14 protein-coding genes and 1 pseudogene are annotated in these 15310 nt (G+C 60.8%); 13 read left to right on the forward strand and 2 right to left on the reverse strand.

From position 1 onward, the window contains the following. Positions 1-92: 92 nt before the first annotated feature. The 8 genes and pseudogenes from BFC21_RS25235 (at position 93) to BFC21_RS25270 (ending at position 7038) form a co-directional block, all read left to right on the forward strand. Positions 93-2308: pseudogene (locus BFC21_RS25235) on the forward strand (DNA internalization-related competence protein ComEC/Rec2). A 48-nt stretch (positions 2309-2356) separates the two neighbouring features. Further along, positions 2357-2992, forward strand: coding sequence for a MotA/TolQ/ExbB proton channel family protein (locus BFC21_RS25240; RefSeq protein ID WP_029611293.1), 636 nt, complete (start codon positions 2357-2359; stop codon positions 2990-2992). Continuing rightward, positions 2989-3417 carry a biopolymer transporter ExbD gene (locus BFC21_RS25245; protein ID WP_088379256.1) on the forward strand — a complete coding sequence of 143 codons (429 nt, stop codon included), beginning with the start codon at positions 2989-2991 and terminating at the stop codon, positions 3415-3417. The genes BFC21_RS25240 and BFC21_RS25245 overlap by 4 nt, the downstream gene beginning before the upstream one ends. Further along, positions 3417-4427, forward strand: a complete 1011-nt coding sequence (lpxK, locus tag BFC21_RS25250; RefSeq protein WP_120266602.1) for a tetraacyldisaccharide 4'-kinase — start codon at positions 3417-3419, stop codon at positions 4425-4427. The genes BFC21_RS25245 and lpxK overlap by 1 nt, the downstream gene beginning before the upstream one ends. Positions 4428-4448: 21 nt before the next feature. Beyond that, positions 4449-4634: a Trm112 family protein gene (locus BFC21_RS25255; RefSeq protein WP_086796064.1), complete on the forward strand. Its 186-nt coding sequence runs from the start codon at positions 4449-4451 to the stop codon at positions 4632-4634. Continuing rightward, entirely contained in the window at positions 4631-5395 is a 765-nt protein-coding gene (gene kdsB / locus BFC21_RS25260) for a 3-deoxy-manno-octulosonate cytidylyltransferase (protein ID WP_016779940.1), read from the forward strand. The genes BFC21_RS25255 and kdsB overlap by 4 nt, the downstream gene beginning before the upstream one ends. Next, positions 5392-6411, forward strand: a complete 1020-nt coding sequence (murB, locus tag BFC21_RS25265) for a UDP-N-acetylmuramate dehydrogenase (RefSeq protein ID WP_088379258.1) — start codon at positions 5392-5394, stop codon at positions 6409-6411. Before kdsB ends, murB begins: the two co-directional genes overlap by 4 nt. 15 nt (positions 6412-6426) lie before the next feature. Further along, complete coding sequence (locus tag BFC21_RS25270) at positions 6427-7038, forward strand: hypothetical protein (RefSeq protein ID WP_016779942.1); 612 nt, start codon at positions 6427-6429, stop codon at positions 7036-7038. An 81-nt stretch (positions 7039-7119) separates the two neighbouring features. Here the strand turns inward: BFC21_RS25270 and rne are convergent, their stop codons facing one another. Beyond that, on the reverse strand, positions 7120-10404 hold the full coding sequence (gene rne, locus BFC21_RS25275) for a ribonuclease E (RefSeq protein WP_120266603.1): 3285 nt from the start codon (positions 10402-10404) through the stop codon (positions 7120-7122). Positions 10405-11125: 721 nt separating this feature from the next. Here rne and rluC point away from each other — a divergent pair. Genes rluC through BFC21_RS25295 form a run of 3 tightly spaced genes read left to right on the forward strand, consistent with a single transcriptional unit; the run spans position 11126 to position 13750 of the window. After that, positions 11126-12088, forward strand: a complete 963-nt coding sequence (gene rluC, locus BFC21_RS25285) for a 23S rRNA pseudouridine(955/2504/2580) synthase RluC (RefSeq protein ID WP_016779944.1) — start codon at positions 11126-11128, stop codon at positions 12086-12088. Next, positions 12075-12740: an HAD-IA family hydrolase gene (locus BFC21_RS25290; RefSeq protein WP_088379260.1), complete on the forward strand. Its 666-nt coding sequence runs from the start codon at positions 12075-12077 to the stop codon at positions 12738-12740. Before rluC ends, BFC21_RS25290 begins: the two co-directional genes overlap by 14 nt. 20 nt (positions 12741-12760) lie before the next feature. Next, positions 12761-13750, forward strand: coding sequence for a S49 family peptidase (locus BFC21_RS25295; RefSeq protein ID WP_016779946.1), 990 nt, complete (start codon positions 12761-12763; stop codon positions 13748-13750). Between the two features lie 150 nt (positions 13751-13900). Here BFC21_RS25295 and BFC21_RS25300 read toward each other — a convergent pair whose 3' ends face one another. Further along, on the reverse strand, positions 13901-14479 hold the full coding sequence (locus tag BFC21_RS25300; RefSeq protein ID WP_120266604.1) for a nucleoside triphosphate pyrophosphatase: 579 nt from the start codon (positions 14477-14479) through the stop codon (positions 13901-13903). A 105-nt stretch (positions 14480-14584) separates the two neighbouring features. Here BFC21_RS25300 and BFC21_RS25305 point away from each other — a divergent pair, with 105 nt between their 5' ends. Together BFC21_RS25305 and rpmF are read left to right on the forward strand one after the other, a co-directional pair. Continuing rightward, positions 14585-15112, forward strand: a complete 528-nt coding sequence (locus BFC21_RS25305) for a YceD family protein (protein WP_016779948.1) — start codon at positions 14585-14587, stop codon at positions 15110-15112. Positions 15113-15125: 13 nt separating this feature from the next. Continuing rightward, complete coding sequence (gene rpmF, locus BFC21_RS25310) at positions 15126-15308, forward strand: 50S ribosomal protein L32 (protein ID WP_003442519.1); 183 nt, start codon at positions 15126-15128, stop codon at positions 15306-15308. Positions 15309-15310 lie beyond the last annotated feature (2 nt).

Here is a 15310-nt window from a genome sequence, read left to right on the forward strand (position 1 = left end):
CAGGATGCCTATTCAGACTTTGTGACATTTTTTTAATCGCAGAACGCCTGAGACCAACTAATCCGAGTCAAAAGGATAAGTTGAGTATAGGCATGTACACAGGGATGTTGGCGCTGGCAGCGGGCCTGATGACGCTGCGCTTTTTACCGGTTTTACCGTCTGTCGGTTGTTGCTGCTGATGTTGGTGGCGGGGCTGTTGCTGTTGGCCTGCAGGGCCTGGCCGCTGGGGCTTTTTGTGCTTGGGTTGAGCTGGGCCTGCGTGCAGGGGCAAAGGGCGCTGGATGACCGTCTGGCGGATTCATTCGACGGGCGCACGCTTTGGGTTGAGGGGCGTGTGGTCGGGTTACCGCAGCAGTCCGGCAAGTCCGTTCGTTTTGAGTTGCAAGGGGCGAAGTCGCGGCATGGCGCGCTGCCCGCGACCATCAGGCTGAGCTGGTATGGCGGGCCCTCCGTGAACAGCGGCGAACGCTGGCGGCTGGCGGTCAAGCTCAAGAAGCCCAAGGGCTTGCTCAACCCCCAGGGGTTTGATTTTGAAGCCTGGTTACTGGCGCAGCGCATCGGTGCCACCGGCACGGTCAAGCAGGGGCAGCTGCAGCAAGCCGCCAGCCACGCCTGGCGTGACGGCTTGCGCCAACGCCTGTCAGGGGTTGATGCCCAAGGCCGGGGCGCTTGGCTGGCAGCGCTGGTCCTGGGTGACGGGTCGGGCCTGAGCCGGGATGACTGGGCGCTGCTGCAAGCCACCGGCACGGTGCATTTGCTGGTGATCTCGGGGCAGCATATCGGCCTGTTTGCCGGCTTGATCTACGGGTTGGTCGCCCTGCTGGCGCGTTATGGGCTGTGGCCGGGCTTTTTGCCGTGGCTGCCCTGGGCGTGTGCCCTGGCGTTTATCGGCGCCACAGGCTATGGCCTGCTGGCCGGCTTTGAAGTGCCAGTGCAGCGGGCGTGCGCGATGCTCGGTCTGGTGCTGGCATGGCGTTTGTGGTTTCGCCAGTTGGGGCTTTGGCTGCCTTTTTTGCTGGCGCTCAATGCGGTGCTGATTGCCGAGCCGCTGGCGAGCTTGCGGGCGGGGTTCTGGTTGTCATTCAGCGCCGTGGCGGTGCTGCTTTATACCTTCGGCGGCCGTTTGGGGGCGTGGGGGTGGCGGGCCATGTGGCTGCGGCCTCAGGGCCTGATAGCCCTGGGCTTGTTCCCGGTGCTGTGGATCCTTGATTTGCCCATCAGCCTGACCGGGCCGCTGGCCAATCTGCTGGCGGTGCCCTGGATCAGCCTGGCGGTGCTGCCCACGGCACTGCTGGGGACCTTGCTGCTGCCTGTGCCCTGGCTGGGGGAAAACCTGCTGTGGTTATCGGGTGGCCTGATCGATGTGCTGGTGCAGGGGTTGAGCTTGCTGGCCGATGTGTTCAAGCCCTGGTTGCCCGTATCGGTGCCGGTTTACCTTTGGTTGTTGAGTGTTGGCGGAGTGCTGATCCTGTTGTTGCCAGCGGGGTTGGTGTTGCGGCCGTTGGGCTGGCCGCTGGTGCTGCTGGCGCTGTTTGCGCCCCGGGAGCCGATCCCCCACGGTCAGGTCGAGGTGCTGCAGCTGGATGTCGGCCAGGGCCTGGCCATTGCGTTGCGTACCCGCAATCACACGCTGTTGTATGACGCCGGCCCCAAGTTCGGCGATCTGGATCAGGGGGAGCGGGTGGTGGTGCCGGTTTTGCGCGCTCTGGGCGTTGGCGGGCTGGATTTGATGCTGCTCAGCCATGCTGACGCCGATCATGCCGGTGGCGCGCTGGCAGTGCAGCGCGCGATCAACGTGGCGCGGGTGGTCAGCGGTGATGTACCTGGGCTGGCGCCGCAGTTGCGGGCGCAACCCTGTGTCAGTGGCCACAGCTGGGAGTGGGACGGGGTGCGGTTTGCACTCTGGCAGTGGGCGGGGGCGAGCGACAGCAATCAAAAGTCCTGCGTGCTACAGGTGCAGGCCAGCGATGAACGGTTGCTGCTGACCGGGGATATCGATGCCAGGGCCGAGCGTGAGTTGCTGAAAAGCCCGCTGGGCGTGCCCACCCGTTGGTTGCAGGCCCCGCACCACGGCAGCAAGACCTCGTCGTCGATGGTGTTTCTCAAGGCGCTGGCGCCTGAAATCGTGCTGATATCCCGGGGGCATGGTAATAGCTTCGGTCATCCCCATCCGCAGGTAATGGCCCGGTATCAGGCGCTGGGGGTGCAGGTACTGGACAGCGCCGAGCAGGGTGCGGTGAAATTTCGTCTCGGGGTGTCGGGCAAGGCTCAAAGCATGCGTGACCAACGCCGCTTCTGGCGCGATTGACGCTGCCCCTGTGGTAGAGTGGCGCACTTTTTCGAGGGGATTGTCACTGTGTGGGAACTGGTCAAATCCGGCGGCTGGATGATGCTGCCGATCATTCTGAGCTCTGTTGCCGCGCTGGGCATTATTGTCGAGCGCCTGTGGACCCTGCGTGCCAGTCGCGTGACCCCGGAGCATCTGCTCGGTCAGGTCTGGGTCTGGATCAAAGACAAACAGATGGACAAGGAAAAACTCAAGCAGCTGCGCGCCGACTCACCCCTGGGGGAGATTCTCGCTGCCGGCCTGGCCAACTCCCGTCATGGTCGCGAGATCATGAAGGAGTGCATCGAAGAAGCCGCCGCGCGGGTCATTCACGAGCTGGAGCGTTATCTCAATACCCTGGGCACCATCGCGGCAATGGCGCCGTTGCTGGGCCTGCTGGGCACCGTGCTGGGCATGATCGATATTTTCAGTTCGTTCATGGGCTCGGGCATGACCACCAATGCTGCCATCCTGGCGGGTGGTATTTCCAAGGCGCTGATCACCACGGCTGCAGGCCTGATGGTGGGTATCCCGGCGGTATTCTTCCATCGTTTCCTGCAGCGTCGCGTTGACGACCTGGTGGTCGGCATGGAACAGGAAGCAATCAAGCTGGTGGAAGTGGTGCAGGGCGACCGTGAAGTCGACATGGTTGGGAGCAAAGCGTGAAATTTCGCCGCAAGCCACGGGAAACGGTCGATATCAACCTCGCGTCATTGATTGACGTGGTGTTTATCCTGTTGCTGTTTTTTGTCGTGACCACCACGTTTACCCGCGAAACCCAGTTGCGCGTCGATTTGCCCGAGGCCGTGAGCGGCTCGCCCAACGACGAGCAGAACGGCAAGCAGCTGGATATCGCCATCAGCGCGGACGGGGTATTTTCGGTGAATAACCAGTTGTTGCCCAAGAATGACCTGGCCAGCTTGATGGACGCCTTGCAAAAAGAGTCCGGCGGCGATACCCGCTTGCCCCTGTCCATCAGCGCCGATGGCAAAACGCAACATCAGGCGGTCATCACCGCGATGGACGCAGCCGGCAAACTGGGTTTCACGCATTTGCGCATGACCACTGTTGAAGCGCAGACGACGCCCTGATGGCCATGTCCGATCGGTTACTGCGCGCCTGGTACAGCGGGCACCCGCTGCTGACCCTGTTGCGACCGCTTGAGTGCCTCTACCGACGGGTCGTGGAGCGCAAGCGCGCACGTTTTGTTGCCGGTGAGGGCCAGATCTACCGCCCACCGGTGCCGTTGGTGGTTGTGGGCAATATTACAGTCGGCGGCACTGGCAAGACGCCTTTGATCCTGTGGCTGATCGAGCATTGCCAGCGCAAGGGGCTGCGAGTGGGTGTGGTCAGTCGTGGTTATGGCGCGACCCCGCCTCAATTGCCGTGGCGCGTGCGCGCCGAGCAAAGCGCCGCGCAGGCAGGGGATGAACCCTTGCTGATCGTGCAGCGCACCGGTGTGCCGTTGATGATCGACCCCGACCGTAGCCGGGCAGTCAAGGCGCTGCTGGCCAGCGAGGCGCTGGACCTGATCCTGTCCGATGACGGTATGCAGCACTACCGTCTGGCGCGGGACCTGGAGCTGGTGCTGATCGATAATGCCCGAGGTTTGGGTAATGGCCGGTGTCTGCCTGCCGGGCCGCTGCGCGAACCGAAGGAGCGTCTGCAGAGTGTTGATGCAGTGCTGTATAACGGCGCGGCCAGCGACCCGCAGGGCGGTTTTGCCTTTGCACTGCAACCCACTGCACTGGTCAATCTGCTGAGCGGGGAACGCAAGGCGCTGGACTTTTTCCCTGCGCAGCAAGCCCTGCATGCGGTCGCCGGTATCGGCAACCCCCAGCGTTTCTTCACCACCCTTGAAACGCTACACTGGCGGCCAATTGCCCATGCTTTTGCCGATCACGCGCCCTATAGCGCCGACATATTGAATTTCTCGCCGGCATTGCCAGTGGTCATGACCGAAAAAGACGCGGTGAAGTGCCGCGACTTTGCGTCACCCGACTGGTGGTATCTGGCTGTTGACGCAGTGCCTTCCCAGGCCTTTGTACTGTGGTTTGACCAACAATTGCTGCGTCTTTTACCTGATCGTCTTTTACCCTAACTCATCTCAAGGGGAACATTTATGGACACCAAACTGCTCGATATCCTCGCCTGCCCTGTTTGCAAAGGCCCGCTCAAGCTCAGCGCCGATAAAACCGAGCTGATCAGCAAGGGCGCAGGCCTGGCTTACCCGATCCGTGATGGCATCCCGGTAATGCTCGAAACCGAGGCCCGCACCCTCACCGCCGAAGAGCGTCTGGATAAATGATCCCGGTTTTTACCGTCGTTATCCCGTCGCGCTTCGCCTCGACCCGTTTGCCGGGCAAGCCGTTGCAGATGATCGCCGGCAAGCCGATGGTCCAGCATGTCTGGGAGCAGGCCTGTAAAAGCAGCGCACAGCGGGTGGTGGTTGCCACTGACGATGCGCGCATTGTCGAGGCCTGCAAGGCGTTTGGCGCCGAGGTACTGCTGACCCGTGCCGACCATGAGTCGGGCACCGATCGCCTGGCCGAAGTGGCCACGCAACTGGGCCTGGCCAGCGATGCCATCGTGGTCAACGTGCAGGGCGACGAACCCATGATTCCGCCACAGGTGATCGATCAGGTTGCCGTCAACCTGGCGGCCCACAGTGAAGCGAGCATGGCGACCCTGGCCGAGCCGATCGACGACGTCGAGACCCTGTTCAACCCCAATGTGGTCAAGGTGGTCAGTGACATCAACGGGCTGGCGCTGACCTTCAGCCGCGCCACGTTGCCCTGGGCGCGGGATGACTTCGCCCGTCAGCCGGATGCACTGCCAGCGGGCGTGCCTTACCGTCGGCATATCGGTATTTACGCTTATCGCGCGGGCTTCCTGCATGATTTCGTCAGCTGGGGCCCTTGCTGGCTGGAAAACACCGAGCGCCTTGAGCAGCTTCGAGCGCTGTGGCACGGCGTGCGTATTCATGTGGCTGACGTGCTTGAAGCCCCGCCTGCCGGTGTGGATACCGCTGAAGACCTTGAGCGCGTGCGGCGGTTGCTGGAGTCATGAGTCTGGACATGCAGGTTAATGCCTCGCTCAAGCCGTTCAACAGCTTTGGCGTGGATGTGAAGGCGAGCCTGTTGGCGCAGGCGCACAACGATGATGATGTGCGTCAGGCCTTGCGGTGCGCCGAGGAGCAAAAATTACCGCTGCTGGTGATTGGCGGGGGCAGCAACCTGCTGTTGACCGGCGATGTGCCAGCGCTGGTTTTGCGCATGGCCAGTCGCGGTATCCGCTTGCTGGAAGATGACGGCGAGCGGGTGGTGGTCGAAGCCGAGGCCGGGGAAGTCTGGCATGCCTTTGTGTTGTGGACCCTGGAGCAGGGGTTGTCGGGGCTGGAAAACCTCAGCCTGATCCCTGGCACCGTGGGCGCTGCGCCGATGCAAAATATCGGAGCCTACGGGGTTGAGATCAAGGACGTCTTTGCAGGCCTGACGGCGCTCGACCGGCACACCGGCGAGCTGCGCGAGTTCAGCCTGGCCGAGTGCAACTTTGCCTATCGTGACAGTCTGTTCAAGCAGCAGGCCGGGCGCTGGTTGATCTTGCGGGTGCGCTTTGCCCTGAGCCGGGCCATGCACTTGCATCTGGAGTACGGGCCGGTGCGTCAGCGTCTGGCCGAACAGGGCATTGAACAACCCACGGCCAGTGATGTGAGCCGCGCCATCTGCAGTATCCGCAGCGAAAAACTGCCGGACCCTGCGGTGTTGGGCAATGCTGGCAGCTTCTTCAAGAATCCATTGGTGTCGGCTGTGTTGGCTGCTGAGTTGCAACTGGCCCATCCTGGCCTGATCGGCTATCCGCAAGCGGATGGCCAGGTAAAGCTGGCCGCGGGCTGGTTGATCGAGGCTGCGGGCTGGAAGGGCTTTCGCGAGGCCGATGCCGGGGTGCATCGTCTGCAGTCGCTGGTGCTGGTCAATTATGGGTCGGCCACCGGTCTGCAGTTGTTGGCCCTGGCGCAACGCATTCAGGCGGATATCGAGCAGCGCTTTGCGGTGCAGCTGGAGATGGAACCCAACCTGTATTAAGGGTCTGGACAATCAATGAAGCCTATACCGGTAGCGGCGCTGGCGTTGGCCCTGGTGACGTTGACCGGGTGTGTCACTGCTCCGCCCAAAGATCAAAACAACCTGTGCAGCATTTATCGCCAATACCCGGCCTGGTACAAGGACTCGGTCGCGATGCAGGAACGCTGGGGCACCCCTGTGCATGTTGCGATGGCAATCATGAAGCAGGAAAGCAGCTTCGTCGCCGACGCGCTGCCGCCCCGCGCTTATCTTCTGTGGGTCATTCCGTGGGGCAGGGTCAGCCCGTCTTACGGTTATGCGCAGGCCCAGCCCCCCGCGTGGCGTGACTTTGAAGCCAGCATGGGCAGTTCCGGCTCGCGCGACAATTTCGCGGACGCCATCATGTTTATCGGTTGGTACACCGCTGGAACCCAGCGGCAATTGGGGATCTCCAAGTGGGATGCCTACAACCAGTACCTGGCATATCACGAGGGTAGGGGGGGATACAGTCGCAATACCTATCGCGCCAAGCCCTGGTTGATGCAGGTGGCGCGCAAAGTCGAGCAACAGTCCAAAACCTATGGTGCGCAGCTTGGCCAGTGTCGTGGCGAGCTGGAGAAGGGGCGCCGCTCGTTCTGGCCATTCTGATTGCCCGCAAGCCATGACTTGGGGGAATAAAAAAAGCCCCGCCAGTTCAGAACTGGCGGGGCTTTTTATTGGCCTTTGGAATTAGGCGAGGGGTTTATCCTCGTGTTCCTTTTCCTGGGCTACGCCTTCGTGCGCAGTTGCCTGGGCGGCAGCTGCCGCTGCAGCAGCGGCCTCTTCACGCTTGCGACGACGGACTTCACGCGGGTCGTTAGGTGCACGACCATTGCTTGGGGCGCTGACCGCCGGGGTTGCAACCACGACCTCAACCACTTCAGTTGCCACAACAGCCTCGACTGGAGCCGGCTCTGCGGCAACGACCGCTTCAACCACGGCTTCGACGGCGACGACTGCAGGTGCGGCCGGTTCTTCGACAGCCACGCGCTCTGCGGCGGCTTCAGCAACGGCAGGCTCTGCAACGTGCTCGCGTACTACGCGGGCTTCGCGGGCAGGCTGTGGTGCCTTCTCGATCACCGCAGTCTCGACCACAGGTGCTTGCACCTCGGTTTCGACTACAGGCTCGGGTGCTGCTGCAACTGGTTCGGCAGCGGCCTGAACTTCAGGCTGTGCTTGCTGAGCCGGAGCGACTTCAACTTCAGGTGCCTTGACCGCTTCGATCGGTGTCACGGCTTCCACGACAGGGGCTTCAACAACTGGCGTTTCAACAACCGGTGCTTCAACAGCCGGTGTTTCAACGGCGGGTGCCTGGGCAACGACTGCTTCTACCGTGGTTGCTTCTTCAGCAGCGGCTTCAACAACCGGCGCCTGGGCAGCTGGTGCTTCAACAACCAGCACTTCCTTGTCGGCTTCAACAACGGCTACGGTTTCAGTCGGGGCCGATTCCTGGGCTGCTTCGGTGGCGCGTTCTGCCTGCTGGTGCGCCTGGGCTTCAGCTGGAGCGCTGATGGCCTGGGTGGCAACCACTTCAGTCACGGCTACAGCGGCGGCGACTTCGGGTGCATTGGCAGGAGCGTTTTGGGCAGTGCCTTCTTCGCTGTTCTCTTCCGAGCCTTCAATCACATTGCCGTTGGCGTCACGCTGACGTTCACGACGGTTGCTGCGACGACGCTGGCCACGGGAGCGACGACGTGGACGATCGCCTTCGGCGTTGTCCTGGGTCTCGTCCTGGGACTGCTCTTCAGCGGTCAGCACTTCTTCGTCTTCAACAGCGGCGACAACCTGCTCTTCGCGTGGTGCTCGTTCTTCGCGAGGGGCGCGCGGCTGGCGTTCTTCACGCGGCTGACGGGCCGGGCGCTCTTCAGCTACAGCGGCGGTAGCGGCAGCAGCGGCTACGGCTGGTGCTGCATCCAGAGGTTCGCGCAGTTCACGTACGCGTTCTTCGCGTTCGCCACGAGGCTTGCGGTCTTCACGCGGTGCGCGTGGTGCGCGCTCTTCACGAGGTGGGCGCGGTGCGCGCTCTTCGCGAGGGGCTTGGGCCACAACCGGAGTTTCTTCGCGCGGGCTACGTTCTTCGCGTGGTTCGCGTGCAGCACGTTCTTCACGTGGAGCACGTTCTTCGCGCGGTTTGCGTTCTTCGTCACGACGACCGTTGCGGTTACGGCTTTGCTGGCGACCGTTGCGGCGCTCTTCGTTGCGCGCAGGGCGCTCAGGGGTTGCCGGCTTCTCGACTACGGTCGGAGCAGCAGGCTCTTCCTTGGAGGCGAACAGGCTGACCAGCGACTTGACCAGGCCCTTGAACAGGCTCGGCTCGGCGATGGTGGCAGCAGGTGCAGGCGCGACCGGTGCAGCAGCGGCTTCGGTTGGAACCGGTGCCGAAGTGCGTGGCGGAGCAGTCTTGACCGCGGCTTCCTGGCGAACCAGGGTGCGGGTGGCTGCAGCCGGTTGAACTTCTTCCACTTCAGCAGCAGCGGCAGCGATTTCATAGCTGGACTGGTTGGTGTGGGCTTCCGGGCTGTCATCACGCAGACGCTGAACTTCGAAGTGCGGCGTTTCGAGGTGATCGTTCGGCAGGATGACGATGCGGGCACGGGTGCGCAGTTCGATCTTGGTGATCGAGTTGCGTTTTTCGTTGAGCAGGAACGCTGCAACCGGGATCGGCACCTGGGCGCGTACTTCGGCAGTGCGGTCTTTCAGGGCTTCTTCTTCGATCAGGCGCAGGATCGCCAGCGACAGCGATTCAACATCACGAATGATGCCGGTGCCGTTGCAGCGCGGGCAAACGATGCCGCTGCTCTCGCCCAGGGATGGACGCAGGCGCTGACGGGACATTTCCAGCAGGCCGAAGCGCGAGATACGACCCACTTGTACGCGGGCACGGTCGGCTTCCAGGCATTCGCGGACTTTTTCTTCCACGGCGCGCTGGTTCTTGGCCGGGGTCATGTCGATGAAGTCGATGACGATCAGGCCGCCGATGTCGCGCAGGCGCAACTGACGGGCGATTTCTTCAGCCGCTTCAAGGTTGGTTTGCAGGGCGGTTTCTTCGATATCGCTGCCTTTGGTGGCGCGCGCCGAGTTGATGTCGATGGACACCAGGGCTTCGGTCGGGTCGATAACGATGGAGCCGCCGGAAGGCAGTTCAACGACGCGCTGGAAGGCGGTCTCGATCTGGCTTTCGATCTGGAAACGATTGAACAGCGGAACGCTGTCTTCGTAGAGTTTGATCTTGCTGGCGTACTGCGGCATCACCTGGCGGATGAAGGTCAGGGCTTCGTCCTGGGCTTCAACGCTGTCGATCAGCACTTCGCCGATGTCCTGGCGCAGGTAGTCGCGGATGGCGCGGATGATCACGTTGCTTTCCTGGTAGATCAGGAAGGGCGCGGCGCGATCCAGCGAGGCTTCTTTAATGGCGGTCCACAGTTGCAGCAGGTAGTCGAGGTCCCACTGCATTTCTTCGCTGCTGCGGCCAAGGCCGGCAGTGCGCACGATCAGGCCCATGTCGGCAGGGGCGATCAGGCCGTTCAGCGCTTCACGCAGTTCGTTGCGCTCTTCGCCTTCGATGCGACGGGAGATGCCGCCGGCACGCGGGTTGTTCGGCATCAGCACCAGGTAACGGCCGGCCAGGCTGATGAACGTGGTCAGGGCTGCGCCCTTGTTGCCGCGTTCTTCTTTTTCGACCTGCACGATAACTTCCTGGCCTTCGCTCAGGACGTCCTTGATGTTGACGCGGCCTTCAGGGGCTTTCTTGAAGTACTCGCGGGAGATTTCCTTGAGGGGCAGGAAGCCGTGGCGCTCGGAGCCGAAATCGACAAAGGCAGCCTCAAGGCTTGGTTCGATGCGAGTAATACGGCCTTTGTAGATATTGGCTTTCTTCTGCTCGCGAGCACCCGACTCGATGTCCAGGTCGTAGAGGCGTTGGCCATCTACCAGTGCAACGCGCAACTCTTCAGGTTGAGTTGCGTTAATCAGCATTCTTTTCATGTTGTACCGTCGGTTTCCGGGCTACCGGAAACGGCGTTCGGCACACACGACTTCTCATGGTCGGTGTCAGGTGCGTCAGGAGTTGTTGGCCACTCCTGTGTACAACGAGGTTCGACCCTTGGGGGCGAAGTCGCGACTTACGCTTCCTGCTTGCTGTGGTGCTAAAGCACCTCTTAAGCAAAAGTCTGGTCAGGAGGAGGAATCAACCGGCGGCTGTGGACGAGATGAAGCGTCTTGATAAAGCCTATTGCTACACAGTCCGGCGGTTGTGCATCTCCACCCTACACGTATCCCTGATAATTCGGGTGCTGCCGCGCGCAGAATCCGCAGCGGGTTGGCATTTACCGTGTTCTCCAAAAGGGGAGTTCACGCATCATGGCTAATAAAGGCGTTGTTTCCGAAGCATTCGCTCGAAATTCCCGAGGCTGACTGCACTTTGTGAACTGGCCGTGAATATCGGCGTAAAAGGCGAGTTTGCACTCTGCTTTCCAGGCTCGCTTCAGGCCTCATGTCACCTGCGCTTGTTACAACTCCAGGTCTTGCGTATCCAGCAAAAGCCCCGTAGGACGGCCTCGCGTCCTGATCAAGAGCGTTGGTCAGGGCCGGTTGTTCACCGTTAATCCGCTGTCCAGGCCGCTTTTGGCGGCGTTCGCGACTATAGCAGCAATGATTAAGTGCTTCAATTCCATAAAAAATTGTTATCATTCGCGGCATGACGACGACTACCCCCCCGACCCCCAGCGTCCAGCTGCTTGAGGTCTCGCCGGAATATGCCGGCCAACGCATCGACAACTTTCTTCTTGCTCGGCTCAAGGGCGTTCCCAAGACCTTGATTTACCGCATTTTGCGTAAAGGCGAAGTGCGCGTGAACAAGGGCCGGATCAAGCCCGAGTACAAGCTGCAGGCTGGCGATATCGTGCGCGTGCCGCCGGTTCGCGTGCCTGAGCGTGACGAGCCGGTGCCGGTGGCGCAAGGTTTGCTGCTGCGCCTTGAGGCGGCGATTGTCTATGAAGACAAAGCGCTGATTGTATTGAACAAGCCTGCGGGTATCGCCGTGCATGGCGGCAGCGGCCTGACGTTTGGCGTGATTGAAGCCTTTCGTCAGATGCGCCCGGACGCCAAGGAACTGGAACTGGTCCACCGTCTCGACCGTGACACGTCCGGCCTGCTGATGATCGCGAAAAAACGCAGCATGCTGCGTCACCTGCACGAAGCCCTGCGTGGCGATGGTATCGACAAGCGCTATATGGCCCTGGTGCGCGGCAACTGGGCGGCCTCCATCAAGCAGGTGCGTGCGCCGCTGATGAAGAGCAACTTGCGCTCAGGTGAGCGCATGGTGGAAGTCAACGAAGACGAAGGCAAAGAGTCGGTGACAGTGTTCAAGGTGCTGCGCCGCTTCGGCGACTTTGCCACCATGGTCGAGGCGCGGCCGATTACCGGGCGTACCCACCAGATCCGCGTGCATACCCTGCATGCCGGGCATTGCATTGCCGGCGACAGCAAGTACGGCGATGAAGGGTTCTCCAAGGAAATCCGCGACCTGGGCGGCAAGCGCCTGTTTCTGCATGCCTATATGCTGACCGTGCCGATGCCCGATGGTACTGAAATGAAATTCCAGGCCCCGGTTGATGAAATGTGGGCCAAAACCGTGGAGCGTCTGAGTGCCCCTTACTGAGTACAAGCTGCTCATTTTTGACTGGGATGGCACGCTGGCCGATTCCATTGGTCGGATTGTCACGGCGATGCAGGGCGCGGCGCAGCGTGCGGGGCGACCTGAGCGTGATGCGCCTGCTGTAAAAGGGATTATAGGTCTGGGCTTGCCCGAGGCGATCCTGACCCTTTACCCCGACATGACGCCTGAAGAGGTCATTGCCTTCCGCCAGCACTATGCCGACCTCTATATCGCTATGGATGCCGAGCCCTCGCCGTTGTTTGCGGGGGTGCGGGAATCGCTGGAAGCCTTCCGTGCCCAGGGCTATCGTCTGGCGGTGGCCACGGGCAAGGCGCGTCGCGGCCTTGATCGTGTGCTCAAGGCTCACGGCTGGGAGGACTTCTTTGATATCACCCGTGCCGCAGACGAGACCGCCAGCAAGCCCGACCCGTTGATGCTTAATCAGATCCTGGCCGATTGCGCTGTGCGCCCGGAGCAGGCGTTGATGGTGGGGGATGCGTCCTTTGATTTGCTGATGGCGCGCAATGCGGGTATCGACTCGGTTGCGGTAGGCTATGGTGCTCAATCAATGGAGCGCTTGCTGACGTTCGAGCCCCGGTTGGCGATTGACAGTTTTCCCGAGTTGCGTGCCTGGCTTGAGCGTCAGGCTAATTAAGATCTTTGCTGGGGTAATGCATGGTCGATCAATGGAAAGCGCCCTCTGCGGCTGAAAACACTGTTGGTGATGATAAAAGCTGGCGGTTGCTGGAAAAAACCTTGTTGGCAGGTATTCAGGAACAGCGCCGCTCGCGACGCTGGGGTATTTTCTTCAAGGTCTTGATGTTCTGCTACCTGATTGCGGTGTTGTTGCTGTTCACTCCGCTGGTGAGCATGGAACGCAGCGCGGTCGGCGGCTCCAGCTATACCGCGCTGATCGATGTGCGCGGGCCGATTGCCGATAAAGAGCCGGCCAGTGCCGACAACCTGGTCACCAGCCTGCAGGCAGCGTTTGACGACCCGCGGGTCAAGGGCGTGGTGCTGCGCATCAACAGCCCGGGCGGCAGCCCTGTGCAGTCGGGTTATGTCTACGATGAGATCCGTCGTCTGCGCGGCTTGCATCCCGATACCAAGGTGTATGCGGTGATTTCCGATCTGGGCGCTTCCGGGGCTTACTACATTGCCAGTGCCGCAGACGAAATCTACGCCGACAAGGCCAGCCTCGTCGGGTCGATTGGTGTGACGGCGGCAGGTTTCGGCTTTGTCGGTGCGATGGACAAGCTGGGGATCCAGCGTCGTGCCTACACCTCGGGTGACCACAAGGCGTTCCTGGATCCGTTTGAGCCGGAGAAGCCGGACGAGACCAAGTTCTGGCAGGGCGTGTTGAATGTGACGCACCAGCAGTTTATTGACAGCGTCAAGCAGGGGCGTGGTGATCGCCTGAAAGACAAGGAGCACCCGGAGCTGTTCTCGGGCCTGGTCTGGACTGGTCAGCAGGCACTGCCGTTGGGCTTGATCGACGGGCTGGGCAATACCAGTTCGGTCGCGCGTGACGTGATCGGTGCCAAGGAATTGGTGGATTTCACGGTGCAGGAATCGGCGTTCGATCGCTTCTCGAAAAAGCTCGGTGCCAGCGTGGCTGAGCAATTGGCCATGTGGATGGGCTTTCAGGGGCCGACGCTGCGCTGATTGCTTTGCTGTTGTGGGAGCTGGCTTGCCTGCGATGCAGGCGATGCGGTCTGTCAGATGCACCGTGTTGATGCCATCGCGAGCAAGCCCGCTCCCACAGGCATGTTGCAAACAAAAAAACCGGCATGGCGATGCCGGTTTTTTTGTGGGTCAGGGAATCTCGACGCCCTCAGCAAGCAGCATATCCACCAGCCGGATCAGCGGCAGGCCGACCAGGCTGGTGGCGTCATCGCCTTCAGTGCGCTGGAACAGGCTCACACCAAGCCCTTCGGCTTTAAAGCTGCCTGCGCAGTCGTAGGGTTGCTCGGCGCGCAGGTAGCGCTCGATCTGCTCTGCGCTCAGGTTGCGCATATGTACGGTAAATGGCACGCAGTCGGTCTGATAATGGCCGGTCTGGCTGTTGAGCAGGGTCAGGCCCGTCAGGAAGCTGACGCTGGCGCCACTTGCCGTGGTCAGTTGCTGGTGTGCTTTTTCGTGGGTGTGGGGTTTACCGATGATCCGTCCGTCGAGAACGGCGACCTGATCCGAGCCGATAATCAGGTGATTCGGATGGCGGGCGGCGAGTGCGCGGGCTTTTTCCAGTGACAGGCGCTTGACCAGTTCGGTGGCAGTTTCGCCTTGATGGTGGCTTTCGTCGATATCCGGCGAGCTGCAGCTGAAGGGCAGGCGCAGGCGAGACAATAAATCGCGGCGATAAACCGAGCTTGAAGCGAGTAATAAAGGTAGCATGCGCGACTCCTGTAGGCAGTTGACGATTCTAATGCTCGTACGCAATGTCGCACAGACACAATTTCCTTTGACACGTGAAGGGGTCCTCCCTAGAATGCTGCGCCTATGTTGAATGACCCGATTCCACCTCACGTTGACCCGCGCAAATTGGCTGATCGTGGCACTACCCTTCAAGGTGAAGTGTTGCTGGCTGATTTGGAGAGACTCTGCGATCCGCTTTCCGACGATGTTGGAACGGTCCAGGCTAAATTTGTTTTTGAGCGCGACGAACGTAGATCTGTGGTAATACACAGCTCCATTGACGTCGAGGTCAAGATGGTTTGCCAGCGTTGTCTTGAGCTGGTCACCCTGCCGATCCACAGCGAATGCAGTTATGCCGTGGTGAAAGAGGGTGCGAATACCCAGTCGTTACCGAAAGGTTATGACGTGCTGGAACTGGGCGAAGATCCATTGGATCTGCATGCACTGATCGAGGAGGAGCTTTTGCTCGCCTTGCCCATTGTGCCTGCTCATCATCCGGAAGAATGCCAGCAGCCGGCGGGTCTCGATGAGCCCGAACCAGGCGAGGACGAGGTAACGCGGTCCAACCCGTTCAGTGTATTGGCGCAGTTAAAGCGTGACCCAAACGTTTAGGAGTTAATCAATTATGGCTGTTCAGCAGAACAAAAAATCCCGCTCTGCCCGTGACATGCGTCGTTCGCACGATGCTCTTTCGGCTAGCACTCTGTCTGTAGAAAAAACCACCGGTGAAATTCACCTGCGTCACCACGTATCGCCAGAAGGCGTATACCGTGGTCGTAAAGTGATCGACAAGGGCGCTGACGAGTAATC

The sequence above is a fragment of the Pseudomonas sp. TMW 2.1634 genome (assembly GCF_001703595.1).
Classification (GTDB): domain Bacteria; phylum Pseudomonadota; class Gammaproteobacteria; order Pseudomonadales; family Pseudomonadaceae; genus Aquipseudomonas; species Aquipseudomonas fragi.

Coding starts and splice junctions, on each gene's coding strand:
- lpxK (WP_120266602.1), top strand. CDS start 3,417: ATGGCCATGTCCGATCGGTTACTGCGCGCCTGGTACAGCGGGCACCCG.
- BFC21_RS25255 (WP_086796064.1), top strand. CDS start 4,449: ATGGACACCAAACTGCTCGATATCCTCGCCTGCCCTGTTTGCAAAGGC.
- kdsB (WP_016779940.1), top strand. CDS start 4,631: ATGATCCCGGTTTTTACCGTCGTTATCCCGTCGCGCTTCGCCTCGACC.
- murB (WP_088379258.1), top strand. CDS start 5,392: ATGAGTCTGGACATGCAGGTTAATGCCTCGCTCAAGCCGTTCAACAGC.
- BFC21_RS25270 (WP_016779942.1), top strand. CDS start 6,427: ATGAAGCCTATACCGGTAGCGGCGCTGGCGTTGGCCCTGGTGACGTTG.
- rne (WP_120266603.1), bottom strand. CDS start 10,404: ATGCTGATTAACGCAACTCAACCTGAAGAGTTGCGCGTTGCACTGGTA.
- rluC (WP_016779944.1), top strand. CDS start 11,126: ATGACGACGACTACCCCCCCGACCCCCAGCGTCCAGCTGCTTGAGGTC.
- BFC21_RS25295 (WP_016779946.1), top strand. CDS start 12,761: ATGGTCGATCAATGGAAAGCGCCCTCTGCGGCTGAAAACACTGTTGGT.
- BFC21_RS25300 (WP_120266604.1), bottom strand. CDS start 14,479: ATGCTACCTTTATTACTCGCTTCAAGCTCGGTTTATCGCCGCGATTTA.
- BFC21_RS25305 (WP_016779948.1), top strand. CDS start 14,585: ATGTTGAATGACCCGATTCCACCTCACGTTGACCCGCGCAAATTGGCT.
- rpmF (WP_003442519.1), top strand. CDS start 15,126: ATGGCTGTTCAGCAGAACAAAAAATCCCGCTCTGCCCGTGACATGCGT.